Below are 17,617 nucleotides of genomic sequence, written 5' to 3'. Positions count from 1 at the left end.
CTCCTGCTTGGATCAGATGAGGGGCGGTCGGCGAAATCGGGCTCAGATGAACTTCTGGCCCGCGAGGAACTCAGCGAGCTGCTTGCCGCCCTCGCCCTCGTCCTTGACGATCGTGCCGGCGGTGCGAGCCGGACGCGCCGCCGCGTCCTCGACCTTGGTCCAGGCACCCTCGAGACCGACCTCTTCGGCGTCGATCTCCAGGTCCTCCAGGTCCCAGGACTGAACCGGCTTCTTCTTGGCCGCCATGATGCCCTTGAAGGACGGGTAACGCGCCTCGCCCGACTGGTCGGTGACGGACACGACGGCCGGCAGGGACGCCTCCAGCTGCTCGCTCGCGGCGTCGCCGTCACGGCGGCCCTTGACCGTGCCGTCCTCGACGGAGACCTCGGAGAGCAGGGTCACCTGCGGGACGCCCAGGCGCTCGGCGACCAGCGCCGGGACGATGCCGGCGGTGCCGTCGGTGGAGGCCATGCCGGAGATGACCAGGTCGTAGCCGGCCTTCTCGATCGCCTTCGCGAGCACCAGCGAGGTGCCGATCGCGTCGGTGCCGTGGAGGTCGTCGTCCTCGACGTGGATCGCCTTGTCCGCGCCCATGGACAGCGCCTTGCGCAGCGCGTCCTTGGCGTCCTCCGGACCCACCGTCAGAACGGTGATCTCCACGTCGTCGTCGGAGTTCTCCGAGATCTGGAGCGCCTGCTCGACCGCGTACTCGTCCAGCTCGGAGAGCAGACCGTCCACGTCCTCACGGTCGACGGTCAGGTCATCGGCGAAGTGCCGGTCGCCAGTGGCGTCGGGCACGTACTTCACGGTGACAACGATCCTCAAGCTCACGCCGGCTCTCCTACTGCTGCGTCGACATTTGTGTGCTGCCTACTTGCAGGCAGCATAGGCGCCCCAAGCGGCCGATCCCGATCGGGGCGGCCCGCGCTCCGAACGAAATATTACTCGTCAGTACACCCAGTTCGTTCCCGCTAAGCAAGCGCTTTGAACTGTGACCTTCGCAACGCAGCGTAATCGGAACTCGACGGTCCCGCAGCAGGAGGGTCGGTATGCGGCGCCGGCCGTCAGTCGCGCAGCCCGCTGAACGCGCCCTGGTGGTACAGGAGGGGACGGCCAGGCCCTGCGGGGTCGCCGAGGAGCACCTCGGCGAGGACGATCCGGTGGTCTCCGGCGGGCACGCGCGCGACGACGCGGCACACCAGCCAGGCCAGGACGTCGTCGAGGACGGGAACACCCTCGGGCCCCTCGCGCCAGCCGGTGGGCGCCCCGAAACGGTCGGCGCCGCTGCGGGCGAAGGTGGCGGCCAGCTCCTGCTGGTGCTCGCCGAGTATGTGGACGCCGACGTGCTCGGCCCCGGAGACCGCGGGCCAGCTGGAGGCACCGGTACCGATGCCGAAGGACAGCATCGGCGGCTCGGCGGAGACCGAGGTGAGCGAGGTGGCGGTGAAGCCGACCGGGCCGCCGTCACCACGCGCGGTGATCACGGCGACGCCCGCCGCGTGCCGCCGGAAGACGGAGCGCAGCAGGTCGGGGGAGGCGAGCTGAGGGGTGCGGAGGTCCGGCGTGGCCGTCATGGGGTCGTCCTTCTGCGAGGCGGGGCGAGCTGGTCCGTGGCTGCTCAACAGCCCGGACAGCGCGCGCTCGCGGTGCGGGCCAGGTCGACGTGGACCCGCCCGAAGAGAAGGAGTTCCGAAGGCATACGGTCAGGCTGACGATAGGTGGTGCGCCCAGTCAAGTACGTCCCGACATATGGGAGCTGCCTCACCGTCACACGGCCTCGCCGAGGGCCGCGATGACATCCGCCTTGCGCGGCTGCCCGGTGGCCCGCCGCACCACGCGGCCGTCGGCGTCGAGGACCAGCACGGTCGGCGTCTTGAGGATGTCCAGGGCGCGGACGAGATCCAGGTGGGCCTCGGCGTCGATCTCGACGTGGGCGACGCCGGGGACCAGGTCGACCACCTCGCCGAGGACCCTGCGGGTGGCCCGGCAGGGCGCGCAGAAGGCACTGGAGAACTGGACGAGGGTGGCCCGCTCGCCCAACTCCGTGCCCAGTTCGGCGGCGCCGAGCCGCTTGTCGTCGTCGCGCCCGCGCACCCGTACTCTCCCGCTCCGCTGCCTGTGCAGCACTCCGTAGACGCTCGCCGCGGCGAGCACCAGCACACACACCACGACTCCGGCCATCACCCAGCTCCAGCGTTCACGAGACTGCAAAGATTCCCGACTCCACGCACAGCGTTCCATGCGGAATGCTTGATTCATGGACATCGATGTGAGGGGACCGCGCTTCGGGGCGGCCGTGACGACCCTAGTACTGGCGGTCGTGCTGATCACCGGCAGCGTGTGGCTCCTGGCCTGGCAGACCCTGGCGTTCGCGCTGGGCGCGGCGGGCGGGGTGGGGCGTTCGCCGTACGGCTGGGTGTTCAAGAAGGTCGTGCGTCCCCGCATCGGTCCGCCGACGGAGTTCGAGGCGCCCGAACCGCCGCGGTTCGCGCAGGCGGTGGGCCTGGCCTTCGCGGTCGTCGGTCTGGTCGGGTACGGCGTCGGACCGTCCTGGCTGGGACTCGCGGCGACCGGGGCGGCGCTCGCGGCGGCCTTCCTGAACTCCGCGTTCGGGTACTGCCTGGGGTGCGAGATGTACCTGCTCGTACGGCGCGTGACCGTACGCGCGCAGTAAAGGCGGCGTAAAAGCCCGAGGTGGATCAAGCAGCAGACGTGACAAGGATCTCGCCCTTCACGGGCACCAGGGCTGGCCCCCCGCCCGTTCTTGGGGCACGATCTGCGAGATGCCGTAAACCTACGGTGTCGTAACTTTCCCGCCGGGAACCCCCTTTCCCAGGCAGAGAAGGAAGGGTCCACCCCGTCCATGGCAGAGCTTGTCTACCGACCTGTCGTCGGCCTCGCCCGCACGCTGTTCAAGGCGTGGGACCTGAAGATCGACTGCAAGGGTTCGGAGAACATCCCGCTCTCTGGCGGCGCCGTGCTGGTGAGCAATCACATCAGCTACCTGGACTTCATTTTCGACGGGCTGGCGGCGCTCCCGCAGAAGCGTCTCGTGCGGTTCATGGCGAAGGAGTCGGTGTTCCGGCACAAGGTCTCCGGTCCGCTGATGCGCGGGATGAAGCACATCCCCGTGGACCGCAAGCAGGGTGAGGCGGCCTACCAGCACGCGCTGGAGTCGCTGCGCTCCGGTGAGATCGTCGGCGTCTTCCCGGAGGCCACGATCTCGCAGTCGTTCACGCTCAAGTCCTTCAAGTCGGGTGCCGCGCGCCTGGCGCAGGAGGCGGGCGTGCCGCTGATCCCGATGGCGCTGTGGGGCACTCAGCGGCTGTGGACCAAGGGGCACCCGCGCAACTTCAAGCGCAGCCACACCCCGATCACGATCCGGGTCGGCGAGCCGCTCGAAGCTCCCAAGGACAAGTACGCGGGCGCGATCACCCGCCAACTGCGCGAGCGCGTCCAGGAGTTGCTGGAGGCCGCCCAGCGCGCCTACCCGGTCCGCCCCAAGGACGCCAACGACACCTGGTGGATGCCGGCCCACCTCGGCGGTACGGCCCCCACCCCGGAAGAGGTCAAGGCCGCCGAGGCCCGCTGACCCCCGGACCAGCACGGACCCGCGCCACCCGCTCCACCGCCCGACCGATAGGGTCCCGCCCGTAAAAGGGTGGACGTACAACGGGGGCAAGGAATGCGGCGCTGGGTCAAGGTGTCGGTGTCGGCTGCGGTCGTGCTGGGGGTGGGCGGCTGGATCGCCACTCCTTACGCGCAGGACTGGTGGCTGCTGCGTACGGCCTGCGACGGGGCGCTGCCCGTCGACGCGGTGCGTGAACTCGGGCGCGACGGCGACCACTTCAAGGACGCCACGTCCGCGACCCACGAGGAACTGGGCGACTACGGCTGCTCCGTCGGCTTCGACGGCGACGACGTGCGCGACGACCGGCTGCTGGAGACGGAGGCGTACACCCGGCGGGACGACGTGGACCGGGAGTTCATGACGGTCCTCTCCGAGTCCGGGTTCGACCGCGTGGGACCGATGGCCGACGGGCTGCCCGGCTACGTCGACAAGTACGGCGCCCTCCAGTTCCTCGTCCCCTGTCCCGAGTTGGGGAAGGACGACGAGGGACGGCAACGCAAGCTGCTGGTCCGCACCTGGCTCGGCCGGGACGCCCTGCGCGGCACGCCCGCCGCCTACGAGACGGCGGTGGCGCTCACCAACTCCGCGTCCGACCGCCTCGGTTGCGGCGCCGCACCGCTCAAGGCGCCCGGCGGGGACGCCGCGCCGACGGATCCGCAGGAGGACCCCAGGACGGTGCCGCTCGCCGACGCGGGCGACACCGCGTGCGGCTGGGCGCTGAAGGCGGGAGAGTTCAAGACCTCACAGTGGCGGGTGGCGGTGCTCATGAACGACGCGGGCCCGGTGGGCCGTTGCGATCTGTACGCGCGGGACGCCGACTCCGGCGAGTGGGAGCCCCGTATGTGGTTCGCCGCCTGGTACGGCGACTGGAGCAACCGTCTGCTCGCCGAGCAGCAGCGGCGCGAACCCGATGCCCGTACGGCGACCGCCCGTTGCGACGGCGAGGCCGCCAACTTCGCGCTCAGCGCCGACAAGAACGTCCCCGGCGTCGGGGAGAAGGAGAAGCGGAAGCTGTTGGCGGCCTTCGCCAAGGCCCAGGCCGGGCAGCGGGGCTGCACGGAGCTGAGCCTCGGCGGCTGAACCGGAGCCGCCCCCGGTTCAGTGTGACGTCAGCCAGAGCGCCCTGACGTACCGGTCGTCGATCAACTGCCGTAGCTGTGCCGCGCGTTCCGTCGGCACCTTGCGCGCCTTTACCCAGGCTTCGAGGACGGTGAACAGCTGGTGCCGACCGTCCGTCAGGTCCCCGTTCAGGGGTCCGGAGACCGGCCGCTCGGCGATGTCCCCCATGACCGGCCGGCTGCTCACCTGCCGGGTGGCCGCCCGGTAGGCGCCGCGCGTGTGCTGCCTTACGGCCTTGTCGAAGGCCGCGAGGTCGGGGATCGTGCCGTCCCTGACGTACCGCGCCCGGTGGTTCATGAGGCTGCCGATGCGGTCGGTGAGGTGTTCCAGGTCGATGTCGGCCCAGGTCGTCGTCGACGTCGTGCTGCCGTCCTTCTCCTTGCCCGGGCGGTAGTCGGGGTCGCCGCCCTCGCGGGTGAGGCGTTCGAGGTAGTAGGCGAAGTACGCGCGTTCGGCGTCGTAGAGGATCGCGAACGCCTCGGGATCCTTGGCCAGTTCACCGACCAGGTACTCCGGGTCCGCCCGTACGTCCGAGGAGGGCTCGGTGTGCTCGAAGTCGGCGTGCGCCTCGTCCGGGGCCAGGAAGCGGCCGTAGGACGTCCAGCCGGTCTCGTCCGGTGCGGCCGCCACGGCGTCCACGGCCGGGCTGTACGCGTCACGGTCGGGGCTCAGGAAGCGGTTGGCGTCCACCACGTACTCGGCGAGGACGCGGGCCACGCCGGGTGCCGCCCCGTCGGGCACGGGCTCGTCGTCGAACGCGGCGATCACGGCGTACGCGGCACGGGCCTGGGCGAGGGTGTGCGGCCTGCCCTCGGCCGTGGCCCGGGTGGCGGCGTCGACGACCTGCCCGAGCACCTCGCCGCCGTCGCCGCACGGGTTCTCGTGGATCAGCAGCTCACGCACGGCGTCGTAACGGGACATGTTGTCGCCGGGGTCGAGCGCGCGGGTGGCGGCGGCCGGGCTCTTCGCGAGGGCGCGGGTCGAGGTGGGGATCTCCTGGCAGGGAGCGTCGTCGCCGGAGTCCGCGAGGACGATCGGCACGGCCGTGGCGGTCGTCAGGAGGGCCAGCGCCACGGCCGAGGTCAGCAGCCAGTGCTTCCTCAGCCGGGCGAGGGGTCGCTCGGGCCGCTCTTCGGTACTGGTGGTGTTCTCTTCTGTTCCCCCGTCATGCATACCCGGGAGATTAACGACCGCGACGGCTCAGCCGCGCACCGGGTCGGCCGCGTGCACCTCGATGCGCGCCCCGGGACTGAACTTCTCCAGCAGCTCGGCGAGTTCGGCGCCGGCCTGCTCGACCTCGACGACCGGCATCGGGGCGAGGCTCTCCAGGAGGAAGATGCCCGAGACGGTCTCCTCGGTGAGCCGGGTGCGCGGACCCTGGCGCCAGTTCCAGCGGCGGCAGGTCACCCCCAGCTCGTCGCGCCACACCACCTCACCGGCGTCGGGGTGCTCGACGAGCTCCTCGCCTCCGGCGACGGTCACGAAGTCCTCGTCACCGCCCGCCCGTACGAGCCGCATCCCACCCTGGATGCGGTCGATGTCCTCGCCGCCGACCGGGATGAGATGGGCGACGCTGATGGCGTTGTAGAGGTCGACGAGGAGGTTGATCCGGGGCAGTCCGCCGTCCGCCGACGCCCTCTTCGCCAGCGCCTCCGCCGAGTTGCGGGTCCGCGACGGCTTCGACCCGAACGCCGTGTACACCTCGCGCCACGCCGCCATGTGCGGGTCCTCGTGCGGGGCGCGCCCGTCCAGGCGTACGGCCAGCCTGCGGGCCGCGTCGTCGAGGAGCGCCGAACTGGCGTCGGTGCTCGGCCCGTTGACCAGGCCGTACGCCTCGATGGCGACGTGGGTGAAGCCGGGCGCGAGGGCGCGGACCTCGTCGGACACAGTGAGGGAGAAGGTCATCGCCTGCCTCAGAGTTCGGTGGGGAGCGTCTTCCACAGGTGGGGCCGGTCGGTGGCGGCCTTGAGGACGCTCAGGACGACCGGGTGAGGTTCAGCGTACAGGACTGGATAGTCCACCTCATTGGACTCGGGGTCGGGCACCCAGGCCAGCCGCTCCCCGTCGAGGGAGAACCGCGCGTCCACGCCCGCCTTGTTCCCGCGCGGATCCTGTCGATGCCAGGCTCCGTTGAACCGCACCGCGATCAGCCCGTGCACGGCATGCCCGCTGCCGTCGTCATGCGCCAGCCGCTGATAACAGAGGGCCGTCGGAATGTCCTCGGCGCGCAGCAGCGCCGCCAGCGCGTGGGACTTGGCGTAGCAGATGCCGGTGCCCTGCTCCAGGACGTCGGAGGCCCGCCAGGTGACGCGCATGTCTGAGCTGTCGGCGGAGTGGGGAATCGTGTCGCGCACGAACTCGAAGGCCAGCCGTGCATAGGCATACGAGTCCTCGGCTTGCCGGGCGAGGCGCGCGGCGGTCTCCCGCACCAGCGGGTGGTCATGGTCGATGACCTCGTCGGCGGCGAGATACGCGGACAGGTCAGGGGTGTTCTGGATCAGCTCCATGCCCGCAGAGCATAGGAAGACGATCACCCGATAGTCAATTCTTTTCCGGGTGACCGCATACCTATGCATCCATGACTTGTCCTGCCGCGCCCCTAGTGCGCCATCTCCTCCTTGAGAGCCGCCACGAAGGCGTCCACGTCGTCCTCGGTCGTGTCGAAGGCGCACATCCAGCGGACAACGCCCGCGTTCTCGTCCCAGAAGTAGAAGCGGAAGCGCTTCTGGAGGCGGAGGCTCACGTCGTGCGGGAGCCGGGCGAAGACGCCGTTGGCCTGGACCGGGTAGAGGATCTCGACGCCGTGCACGGCGCGGACGCCCTCGGCCAGCCGCTGGGCCATCTCGTTGGCGTGTCGGGCGTTGCGCAGCCACAGGTCCTTGGCGAGCAGGGCCTCCAACTGCACCGACACGAAGCGCATCTTGGAGGCGAGCTGCATGGACAGCTTGCGCAGGTGCTTCATGTGGGAGACCGCGTCCTGGTTGATCACCACGACCGCCTCGCCGAACAGTGCGCCGTTCTTCGTCCCGCCGAGGGAGAGGATGTCGACCCCGACCGCGTTGGTGAACGTCCGCATGGGGACGTCGAGGGACGCGGCCGCGTTGGCTATGCGGGAGCCGTCGAGGTGCACCTTCATGCCGTGCGCGTGGGCGTGGTCGCAGATCGCGCGGATCTCGTCCGGTGTGTAGAGGGTGCCGAGCTCCGTGCTCTGGGTGATCGAGACGACCTGCGGCATCGCGCGGTGCTCGTCGTCCCAGCCGTACGCCTGCCGGTCGATCAGCTCGGGGGTGAGCTTGCCGTCGGGGGTGGGGACGGTCAGCAGCTTCAGGCCGCCCATCCGCTCCGGCGCCCCGCCCTCGTCGACGTTGATGTGGGCGCTCTCGGCGCAGATCACCGCGCCCCAGCGGTCGGTGACAGCCTGGAGCGCGACGACGTTGGCGCCGGTCCCGTTGAAGACCGGGAAGGCCTCCGCCGTGGGCCCGAAGTGGCTGCGGATGATCGCCTGGAGGTTCTCGGTGTAGTCGTCCTCGCCGTAGGCGACCTGGTGCCCGCCGTTGGCCAGGGCCAGGGCGGCGAGCACCTCCGGGTGGGCGCCGGCGTAGTTGTCGCTCGCGAAGCCCCTGCTGTCCGGGTCGTGGTGACGTCGGGCGTCGGTCCGGGGAGGGTTCACGGCTTCTCGGTGAGCCACAGACGGTTTCCGTTCACTTCTCCGGCGGGCTTGTCCCAGACCTCGGCGATGGCTCCGGCCAGATCCTTGACGTCCGTGAAGCCCGCGAACTTGGCGTTGGGTCGCTCGGCGCGCATCGCGTCGTGCACCAGGGCCTTGACCACCAGGATCGTGGCGGCGGAGGTGAGCTCCTCGCCGGCCCCGGCCTTGCGGAAGAAGTCTGCCATGGCGAGCGTCCACGCCTCGGCGGCGGCCTTGGCGGCGGCGTACGCGGCGTTGCCCGCGGTGGGGTTGCTCGCGCCGGCCGCGCTGATCAGGACGTAGCGGCCGCGGTCGCTGCGCTGGAGCGCCTCGGAGAAGGCCAGGGAGGTGTGCTGCACTGTGCGGATGAGCAGCAGCTCCAGGAAGTCCCAGTCGTCGAGGCTGGTCTTGATGAAGGTCTCGCTGCCGCGCCAGCCGCCGACGAGGTGGACGACGCCGTCGACCCGGCCGAAGTCCTTCTCGATACGGGTGGCCCAGTCGCGCGTGGAGTCCAGGTCCAGCAGGTCGACCGGTTCCCCGGTGACCGTGGCGCCCCCGGCGCTGTAGCGGGCGGCGTCCACGGCCTCCGCGAGGCGCTCGGGGTCGTTGTCCGCGCCTACGACGGTCGCACCGGCCTCGGCCAGGCGCAGCAGGGTCGCGCGCCCGGCGGGTCCACCCGCGCCCGCCACCGCGATCACCGCACCGCTGAGAGCTCCGTTCCCCACCATGTTCTTCGCCTCCTGAGCTTGCCGTGCAGTGTTCTCGGTACCGCGGTCGTTCACGCGGCGACCTGCTCGGCGCTCTCCGCACGGATGCCCTTGGTGCCGGCGATCACGTTCTTGAGCTTCTTGGAGAGTGCCTCATAGAACATGCTGAGCGGAAACTCGTCCGGAAGCACGTCATCGACGAGCTTGCGCGGCGGCTGCGTCAGGTCCAGGGCGTCCGGGCCCTTGGCCCAGCGGGATCCCGGGTGCGGGGCGAGGTACTGCGAGACCAGGTCGTACGCGGCGAACCAGTGGACAAGCTTCGGACGGTCGATGCCCGCCCGGTAGAGGTCCTCGATCTCGGCGCACAGCTGGTTGGTGACCTGCGGGGCGCGCTGCCAGTCGATGTGCAGCTTGTTGTCGGTCCAGCGGACGACGTCGTGCTTGTGCAGGTAGGCGAAGAGCAGCTGGCCGCCGAGGCCGTCGTAGTTGCGCACCCGCTCGCCGGTGACCGGGAAACGGAACATGCGGTCGAAGAGCACCGTGTACTGCACGTCACGGGCCTGCGGGACGCCGTCGGCCTCCAGCTTCACGGCCTCCTTGAAGGCGGTGAGGTCGCAGCGCAGCTCTTCGAGGCCGTACATCCAGAACGGCTGGCGCTGCTTGATCATGAAGGGGTCGAAGGGCAGGTCGCCATGGCTGTGGGTGCGGTCGTGGACCATGTCCCACAGGACGAACGCCTCCTCGCAGCGCTTCTGGTCGTGGACCAGCGCGGCGATGTCCTCGGGCAGGTCGAGGCCCAGGATGTCGACGGCGGCGTCGGTGACGGCGCGGAAGCGGGCGGCCTCGCGGTCGCAGAAGATGCCACCCCAGGAGAATCGTTCCGGCGCCTCGCGCACGGCGATCGTCTCGGGGAAGAGCACGGCGGAGTTGGTGTCGTAACCGGCCGTGAAGTCCTCGAACTTGATGCCGCAGAACAACGGGTTGTCGTAGCGGGTGCGCTCCAGCTCGGCCAGCCAGTCGGGCCACACCATGCGCAGGACGACCGCCTCGAGGTTGCGGTCGGGGTTGCCGTTCTGCGTGTACATCGGGAAGACGACCAGGTGCTGAAGGCCGTCCGCGCGGCCCTTGGCGGGCTGGAAGGCCAGCAGCGAGTCGAGGAAGTCGGGCACCTCGAAGCCGCCCTCGGCCCAGCGCGTCAGGTCCTTGACCAGGGCCTCGTGGTAGGCGCGGTCGTGGGGCAGCAGCGGGGACAGCTCCTCGACAGCGCCGGTGACCTCGCGTACGGCGGCCGCGGCGGTGGCACGGTCCGGGGCACCCTCGGCCGTGAGGTCGATCGACCCGTCCTTGGACTGCCAGGGCCTGATCCGCTCCACGGCACCCTTGAGCACGGGCCACGCAGGGTGGTCCACCACCCTGGTCGCGGGAGGAACCTGCTCCTCCGTAGCCGCCTGCACAAGAATTTCCGTCATGTCCCATCCTCCACGGGAGAACCTCACGTAAGGACACCGTATGCATATGAGGTTCCTGCCAGCAAGTGGGGGCCCCGTAAATTATCCTGCGCACTCGCATGGTCACGGAACTTTTTCCTGTTGGATGCCATGACGGCGCTCCCGGTGGGTATACGTGATCCTCTTGGGGGCCTCCGGCGGCATCGGCGGTCAATGCCCGCAGGACTCGCCCACCCCAGGGTGACCAGCCAGAACAGTCCCGGCCAGGTCCGCCCCTCGTGTCACCCGATCCCCCGTGTACGCAGGGGTTCATCACCGGCCGAGGCCATTAGGCTGCGGAAGCCGAGCCGCCGTCGACGGAAGCGAGTTGAACCTTGAACTTCCTTACCATCGGTCATCGCGGAGTCATGGGTCTCGAACCCGAGAACACTCTCCGTTCCTTCGTGGCCGCCCAGCAGGCCGGCTTCGACGCCATCGAACTCGACCTGCACCTCAGCAAGGACGGGGCCCTCGTCGTCATGCACGACACGGACGTGGACCGCACGACCGACGGGACCGGTCCGATCGCCGAGAAGACCCTCGCCGAACTGCGCACCCTGGACGCGGGCCGCGGCGAACGCGTCCCCGTCTTCGAGGAGGTCCTGGAGGCGGTACAAGCACCGCTCCAGGCCGAGATCAAGGACCTCGCGGCAGCGCGGGCGCTGGCCGAGGTCATGCTCAGGCGGGACCTGGTGGGCCGGGTCGAGGTGTCCTCGTTCCATGACGAGGCGATCGCCGAGGTCTCCCGTCTGGTGCCGGGCGTGCGGACCGCGCTGATCGGCAGCCGGTACGGCACCGACATCGTGGAGCGCGCCGTGGAGGCCGGGGCGGCGACCGTCTGCCTCAACATCCGCCGGATCACCCTGGAGATCGTCGAGCACGCCCGCAAGGCGGACCTGAGGATCATCGGCTGGGTGGTGAACACACAGGACCATCTGCGTCTCGTGCGGGCGCTGCAACTGGACGGTGCGACCACCGACTACTCGGAGATCAAACGCACCGCCCGCTTCACGGCGTGACCATTACGCGAGCGGCTTGACCAGCAGCTCGAACTTCAGGTCCTCGCGCTGCGGGATGCCGAAGCGCTCGTCGCCGTACGGGAACGGGGTCATCCGGCCCGTACGGCGGTAGCCGCGGCGCTCGTACCAGGCGATGAGGTCGTTCCGTACGGAGATCACCGTCATGTGCATCTCCGTGACACCCCAGGTCTCACGCGCCGTCCGCTCCGCCTCCGCGATGATCACCTTGCCGAGGCCGCCGCCCTGGAGCCGGGGGCTGACCGCGAACATGCCGAAGTAGGCGTGGTCGCCGCGGTGTTCGAGCTGGCAGCAGGCGACGACCTCGCCCTCGCGCTCGACGGTGAGCAGCCGGCTGTCGGGCGACTTGATGACCTGGAGCACGCCCTCCGGGTCGGTCCGCTGCCCCTCCAGGATGTCCGCCTCGGTGGTCCACCCGGTCCGGCTGGAGTCCCCGCGGTACGCCGACTCGATCAGCGCGACCAGCGCGTCCACGTCGGCGTCGGTGGCGTCGCGGAAGGTCAGTCCAGCGGTCATGGGGCGTCTCTCCACTCTCGGGTGCGGCACAGGCACGGTCGAGCGTAACGCCCCCACTAGGCTCCGCCGCATGGTGCATGTACTGAGCGGCCGGACCCTCATCCACCCCGTCGACCCCGAACGATCCCGTGTCTTCTACGGCGAACAGCTCGGCCTCGCCGTCTACCGCGAGTTCGGCACGGGACCGGACCGCGGCACCGTCTACTTCCTCGGCGGCGGCTTCCTGGAGCTCTCCGGCCGCTCCGACACCCCGCCGTCCCCGGCGGTACAGCTGTGGATGCAGGTCGAGGACGTGACCGCGGCGCACCAGGAGCTGCTGGCGAAGGGCGTCGAGATCGCACGGCCACCGGTGAAGGAGCCCTGGGGGCTGATCGAGATGTGGATCGCCGATCCGGACGGGACACGGATCGTGCTGGTGGAGGTACCGGCGGACCATCCGATCCGGTACCGGCCGGGCATCTGAAGACCTCTCCCCCGCAGGGCCGAGGTGCCGCTCCCTCTTCTCGCCCGGGCCCAAATCCGTTCTGCTGTCGGGAAGTTGACCCCATCGAGCGACGGTTATATGCATATCCTGGTGGATTTCCGGAAGACGCCCTGCTCCGCATGCCACTCTGTGGTCGGCGCGATCCGGCGCCCTCGAACTCCCACCCGTGAACGGAACTGATGAGCCATGCCCGAGCGCACCCCTGTCCCTGTGAAGCGGGCGGACTCGCGTCGCTTCCTCGACCTTCGGATCGGAGGCACGCGCATCACGGTCGAGCGCGTGCCTGCCGGGCTGCTGATGCTCCTCGGAGCTCTGGTCGGCTCGGGAGGTGTCGGGTGGTGGTTCGGGCGGTGATGCACCGGGACCGCGGCCTCCTCGGCACCCCACCGAATGGCAGCCGCACACCGCCGGGGCTAGCGTGCGAGAGGGGTACTCGCGTCGGCAGAAGGGTCGTGGCGGCATGAGGCTCGACAAGCCGGTGGCCGGTGGGCCCTGCTGGGCCGAGGTGGGAACACCGGATCTGGAGGCGGGCAGGCGGTTCTACGGCGAACTCTTCGGCTGGCGGACGGAGACCGACGCGCAGGAGGGGATGGACGGGTACACGATGGCGTACGTCGGCCATCTCCCGGTCGCGGGGATGGTGCCGCTCGGCGCGGAGGGGCGGCCGTGCTCGTGGTTCGTGACGTTCGCGGTGACGGACCTCGACGACGCCGTGGCGAAGATCAGGTCGGCCGGCGGGACCGTGCCGGCGGAACCGGCCGACGTTCCCGGCATGGGGCGCTTCGCGTCCGCGACCGACACCCAGGGCGCCGGCTTCCAGCTGTGGCAGGCCCAGGGGTTCGAGGGAGCCGGACTGATCAACGCCCCCGGTTCGCTGGGCTGGGTGGAGCTGCTGTGCCGGGCGCCGGAGCGGGCCGTGGAGTTCTACACCGCGGTGTTCGGCTGGAGCGTCAACGCCTCCGAGCGCTACACGCAGTGGGGTCTCGACGGCGCCGACTTCGGCGGCATGGTCAGGATGGACGACAAGTTCCCGCCCGAGGTACCGCCGCACTGGCTGCCGTACTTCGCGGTGGAGGACGTCGACGCCACCGCGGCCGCGGCGACCGAGGCGGGCGGCACCGTCCTCATGGAGCCCACGTCGGTGCCCGACGGCCCCCGGATCGCGGTGCTGCGGGATTCCGGTGGGGCGATGTTCGGGGTGTATCCGGCCGGCGCGGAGGGCTGAGCGGTACGGCTTGCCCTGGAGCGCGCTCCACCTCGTAGCGTCGGACGCACGACGACCTGCTCGAAGGGGAACTGATCGTGCGTTACACACTGTTCGGCAAGACCGGCCTGCGCGTGAGCGAACTCGCACTCGGCACCATGGTCATGGGCGACGACCCCGCCTACGGCTCCGACAAGGACACCAGCGCCCGGCTTCTGGACGCCTACGCCGACGCGGGCGGCAACTTCCTCGACACCGCGGACATCTACGCGGGCGGTGACTCGGAGCGGATTCTCGGCGAGCTCCTGGCAGGCCGGCGCGAGGAGTTCGTCCTGGCGAGCAAGTACACGTGCGGGACCCGCCCGGGGGACGTCAACGCGGCCGGCAACCACCGCAAGAACCTGGTGCAGTCGGTGGAGGCGAGTCTGGAGCGGCTGCGCACCGACCGGCTGGACGTGCTGTGGGTGCACGCGCGGGACAACTTCACCCCGGTCGACGAGGTGATGCGGGCGCTGGACGATCTCGTACGGACGGGCAAGGTGCTGTACGTCGGCGTCTCGGACTGGCCGGCGTGGGAGATCTCGCAGGCCAACACGCTCGCGGAGCTGCGGGGTTGGACCGCCTTCGCCGGTTCGCAGCTGCGCTACAACCTGCTGGAGCGGACGCCGGAGCGCGAACTCCTGCCGCAGGCACGGGCGTTCGGCCAGGCGGTGTTCGCGTGGGCGCCGCTGGCGGCCGGGAAGCTCACCGGCAAGTACCGGCGGGGCGAGACGGGCCGGCTCGACGCGTGGGGCGATGGGCCGAACCCGCGGCAGGAGGAGGTCATCACCGCCGTCCTGGAGATCGCCGAGCAGGGTGGCTGGAGCCCGGCACAGGTGGCCCTGGCCTGGCTCCTCGGGCGCCCCGGGAACGTCGTGCCGATCATCGCGGCCACCAAGGAGCACCAGCTCGCCGACAACCTCGGCTGTGGCGAGGTCCGCCTCGACGCCGACGCGGTCGCCCGCCTCGACGAGGTGAGCGCGGTGGAACTGGGCTTCCCGCACGACTTCGTACGGGAGCCCGCCGTCGTACGGAACATCTACGGCGACCGTTGGGAGGACATCGACGACCGCCGCTCGGGCTACCGGCGGACGGCGACGGACGTCCTCTAGGGCCGTGGGGCGAGTGGTGTCACCGTCACCGTGTCGATGACCGGGGCGTGCGCGGAGCGCCGGCCGTGGGTGTTCTTCGTGGCGCCGTCGAAGTCGGGGAGTTCGTCGGCGGTGAACGTGACGGTGTTGACGCCCTGTCGGAGTGTGACGGGGACGGCGAGCTGCCAGAAGTTGTTGAAGTGGAAGGTCGTGGGGAACAGCACGCGCCGGGTGCTGTCGCCGTTGACGGTGATGTCGGCGTGGCGGCAGACCGGGTCGGGGTTGTAGTGGGTGCCGGGCGGCTGCTCGCCGTTGGCGTAGCGGATCGTCAGGGCGTGGCGTCCGGGGCGGTCCGCCGTCACGGTCAGGGTGAGCGCGTTGCCGGGGCCGCGGCCCACGCCGTCGACGGCCTTGCCGCCGGTGGCGTACGAGAAGGCGCCCACCCTCGCGGTGCCGGTCAGTTCGCCGTCCCCGGCCCGGTAGGTCCTGGTCGGCAGCAGGCCCCGCGAGGGCCCCACGCTCAGCCGGTCCACGACGAGCCGGTCCGAAGTCGCCGTCACCGCCACCTTGTTGACGCCTGCGGCGAGGAAGAGCGGGACCTCCGTGTGCGGATCGGCGTCGATCTCCTCGCCGTTGACGGTCAGCACACCCTCGCCCTCCCCCGCGAGGGTCACCGCGGCCTCCCCGTCGTCCTCCGCGTGCACCCAGAACGTCACGGTGCCGCCGCGCGGGAGCAGGGCCGCCGAGCCGTGGACGCGTGCGCCGTCGCCGAGGGCCGCGTACACGGCGTCGTAGGTCACGAGGGATTCCGTGTCGCGCGGGGCGAGTTCGATCCGGTCGACGACCGCGTCGCCCCGGGTCGCGCCGAGCTCGGGGTCCTGGGCGGCGAGGGTGATGCGGTGCGGTCCCGCGGTGAGGTGGACCGTGGTGTCGGTGTGGCCCCATACGGCCCACTTGTAGCCGAGGGGCACGAGCAGTTCGCGCGGGTCTTCGCCGTCGACGCGCAGGAAGACGTTGGTGGGGCCGTGTTCGCGCACGAGGTCGGCCTGGTTGTGGGAGTTGGCGTACACACGGAGGTCGTACGTCCCGTCCCGCGGGACCTCGACGTCGAAGGCGAGGACGAGGTCGGAACCGGTGCGCAGACCGCCGACGTGATGGCCGCCGGAGGTGGCGAACCTGTCGACGTCCGTCGGGGACCCTTCGGGGCCGTTCTTCGCGTAACCGCTGCCGGTGTACGCGGCGTCCTCTGCCTCGTACGTGCGTCGAGGGCCTGCCAGGGACGACACGGGAGCTCCGGCGGGCGACAGGAACAGCTGGTAGGCGGACATCTCGTCGAGGTCGGCGAGGGGCAGGGCCAGTCGGCCGTCCACTACCGGGAGTTCGTCCTCCCGTAGCGTCAACGGACTGCCTGACGCACCGAGTTGTCCCGTCCACGGGATCTCCTGGAGTCGTACGTGGACGGTCGTGCCGAAGATCTCCGGGTCGAGGTGCTCGACGACGATCTCGGCGGCGCCTGCGGACCCGCCGAACAGCACCCGCGCCTGCCGTTTGTCCCGGTCGAGCGTGGCGACGCCCTGGAGGGTGTACTGGACGTTCGGGTGGGGGGCGGTGACCGCGACCGTGTTCCCCGTCAACTGGCCGTAGGCGTTGAACAGCCACCACTGGCCGTTGGCCTTGTTGGCCTCCACCACCGAGTCGTTGAGGTTGCCGGCGATGTTCCAGTACGCCATGTCGGCGTCGACCTTGGACTCCTCGATCGCGGAGATCCACTGGATCATCTGGCCCGGGACGGAGAGGTGGTAGTTGTGCGCGTACTCGTTGAGGTTGACGGGGAGCGGACCGATGCCCAACTCCCTTTCCCAGGCCCGGTACACGGCGACGTTCGTGCGCACCTCGGCGGGTGAGGACAGCTCGTGCCAGGTGATGACGTCGGGGAGAACGTCGTTGTCCCGGGCGAACCGCAGGAAGCCCTTGACCTCGGGGTAGAGGACGCAGGTGTTGGGGCCGGCGATCCGGGCGCCCGGGTGGAGGTCCTTGATCATGCGGTACACGTCCCGCCAGGCGGCGAAGTAGTGCCGGGGGTCGGTGTGCCAGGAGGTGCGGTCGTAGCTCCACTCCCCCTCGCCGAACATGTTGCCCTCGGGTTCGTTGAACGGCACGTAGACGATGCGGGAGGCCAACTCGCCCATGGTCAGGACCTGTTCGACCTGCTTGCGGATGCTGTCGACAAAGCCCGCAAGCCGCTCCTCCCCGGTCGCGCCGGGCCATTGGTAGGGGAAGCCGCGCAGGATGTCGGGCATGTAGAGGTAGACGTCCCGCCCGCCCGCCGCGACGAAGGCGGGGAGGATCTCCAGGCCGTCCGCGCCGGGGTGCTGGACGCCGTCCTGGGCCTTGGTCGCGACCGTGCGGACATACATGCCCTCGACCGCCGCGCGGCTGGGGACGCCGTCGCCGTACAGGCCGTAGAGCGTGCCGCTGGCGCCGCCGTGGAAGGGGCCTGTCTCGGTGCCGAGATCGACGGTGAGCGTTTCGGCTGCCACGGCATCCCTCTTTCGTCTGGACCGGCAGTTTGTTCGGCATGGCGAACATCAGTCGGTAAATCGAACCGACGGTA

General features: G+C 70.1%; 18 protein-coding genes. 7 read left to right on the top strand and 11 right to left on the bottom strand.

The window, feature by feature from the left end:
• Positions 1-42: 42 nt before the first annotated feature.
• The 3 genes from OG866_RS38555 to OG866_RS38545 form a co-directional block, all read right to left on the bottom strand.
• A complete protein-coding gene (locus tag OG866_RS38555; RefSeq protein ID WP_329342022.1) occupies positions 43-831 on the bottom strand; it encodes an electron transfer flavoprotein subunit beta/FixA family protein in 789 nt (262 codons plus the stop codon).
• Between the two features lie 233 nt (positions 832-1,064).
• Complete coding sequence (locus OG866_RS38550; RefSeq protein ID WP_329342020.1) at positions 1,065-1,574, bottom strand: flavin reductase family protein; 510 nt, start codon at positions 1,572-1,574, stop codon at positions 1,065-1,067.
• Positions 1,575-1,767: 193 nt separating this feature from the next.
• Positions 1,768-2,181, bottom strand: a complete 414-nt coding sequence (locus OG866_RS38545; protein WP_329342018.1) for a TlpA family protein disulfide reductase — start codon at positions 2,179-2,181, stop codon at positions 1,768-1,770.
• 76 nt (positions 2,182-2,257) lie between these two features.
• Here OG866_RS38545 and OG866_RS38540 point away from each other — a divergent pair, with 76 nt between their 5' ends.
• From OG866_RS38540 to OG866_RS38530, 3 genes are all read left to right on the top strand, one after another.
• Positions 2,258-2,674: a DUF4395 domain-containing protein gene (locus OG866_RS38540; RefSeq protein ID WP_329342017.1), complete on the top strand. Its 417-nt coding sequence runs from the start codon at positions 2,258-2,260 to the stop codon at positions 2,672-2,674.
• A 189-nt stretch (positions 2,675-2,863) separates the two neighbouring features.
• Positions 2,864-3,592 carry a lysophospholipid acyltransferase family protein gene (locus OG866_RS38535; RefSeq protein WP_329342015.1) on the top strand — a complete coding sequence of 243 codons (729 nt, stop codon included), beginning with the start codon at positions 2,864-2,866 and terminating at the stop codon, positions 3,590-3,592.
• 93 nt (positions 3,593-3,685) lie between these two features.
• Complete coding sequence (locus tag OG866_RS38530) at positions 3,686-4,711, top strand: hypothetical protein (RefSeq protein WP_329342013.1); 1,026 nt, start codon at positions 3,686-3,688, stop codon at positions 4,709-4,711.
• Between the two features lie 18 nt (positions 4,712-4,729).
• Here OG866_RS38530 and OG866_RS38525 read toward each other — a convergent pair whose 3' ends face one another.
• From OG866_RS38525 to OG866_RS38500, 6 genes are all read right to left on the bottom strand, one after another.
• Entirely contained in the window at positions 4,730-5,923 is a 1,194-nt protein-coding gene (locus OG866_RS38525; RefSeq protein ID WP_329342011.1) for a hypothetical protein, read from the bottom strand.
• Positions 5,924-5,950: 27 nt separating this feature from the next.
• A complete protein-coding gene (locus OG866_RS38520) occupies positions 5,951-6,655 on the bottom strand; it encodes a B3/B4 domain-containing protein (protein ID WP_329342010.1) in 705 nt (234 codons plus the stop codon).
• Between the two features lie 8 nt (positions 6,656-6,663).
• Positions 6,664-7,257: a transglutaminase-like domain-containing protein gene (locus OG866_RS38515; protein ID WP_329342008.1), complete on the bottom strand. Its 594-nt coding sequence runs from the start codon at positions 7,255-7,257 to the stop codon at positions 6,664-6,666.
• Positions 7,258-7,349: 92 nt separating this feature from the next.
• The gene (locus tag OG866_RS38510; protein WP_329342007.1) at positions 7,350-8,420 is read right to left on the bottom strand and encodes a threonine aldolase family protein; all 1,071 of its coding nucleotides are present in this window, start codon (positions 8,418-8,420) and stop codon (positions 7,350-7,352) included.
• A complete protein-coding gene (locus OG866_RS38505) occupies positions 8,417-9,166 on the bottom strand; it encodes an SDR family oxidoreductase (RefSeq protein ID WP_329342006.1) in 750 nt (249 codons plus the stop codon). The genes OG866_RS38510 and OG866_RS38505 overlap by 4 nt, the downstream gene beginning before the upstream one ends.
• Positions 9,167-9,216: 50 nt before the next feature.
• A complete protein-coding gene (locus tag OG866_RS38500; RefSeq protein ID WP_329342004.1) occupies positions 9,217-10,614 on the bottom strand; it encodes a DUF6421 family protein in 1,398 nt (465 codons plus the stop codon).
• A 353-nt stretch (positions 10,615-10,967) separates the two neighbouring features.
• Between OG866_RS38500 and OG866_RS38495 the strand changes: the two genes are divergently transcribed.
• On the top strand, positions 10,968-11,651 hold the full coding sequence (locus tag OG866_RS38495; protein ID WP_329342002.1) for a glycerophosphodiester phosphodiesterase: 684 nt from the start codon (positions 10,968-10,970) through the stop codon (positions 11,649-11,651).
• A 3-nt stretch (positions 11,652-11,654) separates the two neighbouring features.
• Here the strand turns inward: OG866_RS38495 and OG866_RS38490 are convergent, their stop codons facing one another.
• The gene (locus OG866_RS38490; RefSeq protein ID WP_329342000.1) at positions 11,655-12,185 is read right to left on the bottom strand and encodes a GNAT family N-acetyltransferase; all 531 of its coding nucleotides are present in this window, start codon (positions 12,183-12,185) and stop codon (positions 11,655-11,657) included.
• A gap of 70 nt (positions 12,186-12,255) precedes the next feature.
• Here OG866_RS38490 and OG866_RS38485 point away from each other — a divergent pair, with 70 nt between their 5' ends.
• The 3 genes from OG866_RS38485 (at position 12,256) to OG866_RS38475 (ending at position 15,024) form a co-directional block, all read left to right on the top strand.
• Positions 12,256-12,648 (top strand): VOC family protein, encoded by a 393-nt coding sequence (locus tag OG866_RS38485; RefSeq protein ID WP_329341998.1) that lies wholly within the window; start codon positions 12,256-12,258, stop codon positions 12,646-12,648.
• Between the two features lie 481 nt (positions 12,649-13,129).
• Positions 13,130-13,894, top strand: coding sequence for a VOC family protein (locus tag OG866_RS38480; protein ID WP_329341996.1), 765 nt, complete (start codon positions 13,130-13,132; stop codon positions 13,892-13,894).
• A gap of 77 nt (positions 13,895-13,971) precedes the next feature.
• Positions 13,972-15,024 (top strand): aldo/keto reductase, encoded by a 1,053-nt coding sequence (locus OG866_RS38475; RefSeq protein WP_329341994.1) that lies wholly within the window; start codon positions 13,972-13,974, stop codon positions 15,022-15,024.
• Here the strand turns inward: OG866_RS38475 and OG866_RS38470 are convergent.
• Positions 15,021-17,543, bottom strand: coding sequence for a cellulosome protein (locus OG866_RS38470; protein ID WP_329341992.1), 2,523 nt, complete (start codon positions 17,541-17,543; stop codon positions 15,021-15,023). The genes OG866_RS38475 and OG866_RS38470 overlap by 4 nt on opposite strands.
• Between the last annotated feature and the right edge of the window lie 74 nt (positions 17,544-17,617).

The organism is Streptomyces sp. NBC_00663 (assembly GCF_036226885.1).
Lineage (GTDB): Bacteria > Actinomycetota > Actinomycetes > Streptomycetales > Streptomycetaceae > Streptomyces.
The sequence above is the reverse complement of the archived record's forward strand: the minus strand, read 5'-3'. Positions and strand labels throughout refer to the sequence as shown.

Coding starts and splice junctions, on each gene's coding strand:
- OG866_RS38550 (WP_329342020.1), bottom strand. CDS start 1,574: ATGACGGCCACGCCGGACCTCCGCACCCCTCAGCTCGCCTCCCCCGAC.
- OG866_RS38545 (WP_329342018.1), bottom strand. CDS start 2,181: ATGGCCGGAGTCGTGGTGTGTGTGCTGGTGCTCGCCGCGGCGAGCGTC.
- OG866_RS38540 (WP_329342017.1), top strand. CDS start 2,258: ATGGACATCGATGTGAGGGGACCGCGCTTCGGGGCGGCCGTGACGACC.
- OG866_RS38535 (WP_329342015.1), top strand. CDS start 2,864: ATGGCAGAGCTTGTCTACCGACCTGTCGTCGGCCTCGCCCGCACGCTG.
- OG866_RS38530 (WP_329342013.1), top strand. CDS start 3,686: ATGCGGCGCTGGGTCAAGGTGTCGGTGTCGGCTGCGGTCGTGCTGGGG.
- OG866_RS38525 (WP_329342011.1), bottom strand. CDS start 5,923: ATGCATGACGGGGGAACAGAAGAGAACACCACCAGTACCGAAGAGCGG.
- OG866_RS38520 (WP_329342010.1), bottom strand. CDS start 6,655: ATGACCTTCTCCCTCACTGTGTCCGACGAGGTCCGCGCCCTCGCGCCC.
- OG866_RS38515 (WP_329342008.1), bottom strand. CDS start 7,257: ATGGAGCTGATCCAGAACACCCCTGACCTGTCCGCGTATCTCGCCGCC.
- OG866_RS38505 (WP_329342006.1), bottom strand. CDS start 9,166: ATGGTGGGGAACGGAGCTCTCAGCGGTGCGGTGATCGCGGTGGCGGGC.
- OG866_RS38500 (WP_329342004.1), bottom strand. CDS start 10,614: ATGACGGAAATTCTTGTGCAGGCGGCTACGGAGGAGCAGGTTCCTCCC.
- OG866_RS38490 (WP_329342000.1), bottom strand. CDS start 12,185: ATGACCGCTGGACTGACCTTCCGCGACGCCACCGACGCCGACGTGGAC.
- OG866_RS38485 (WP_329341998.1), top strand. CDS start 12,256: ATGGTGCATGTACTGAGCGGCCGGACCCTCATCCACCCCGTCGACCCC.
- OG866_RS38480 (WP_329341996.1), top strand. CDS start 13,130: ATGAGGCTCGACAAGCCGGTGGCCGGTGGGCCCTGCTGGGCCGAGGTG.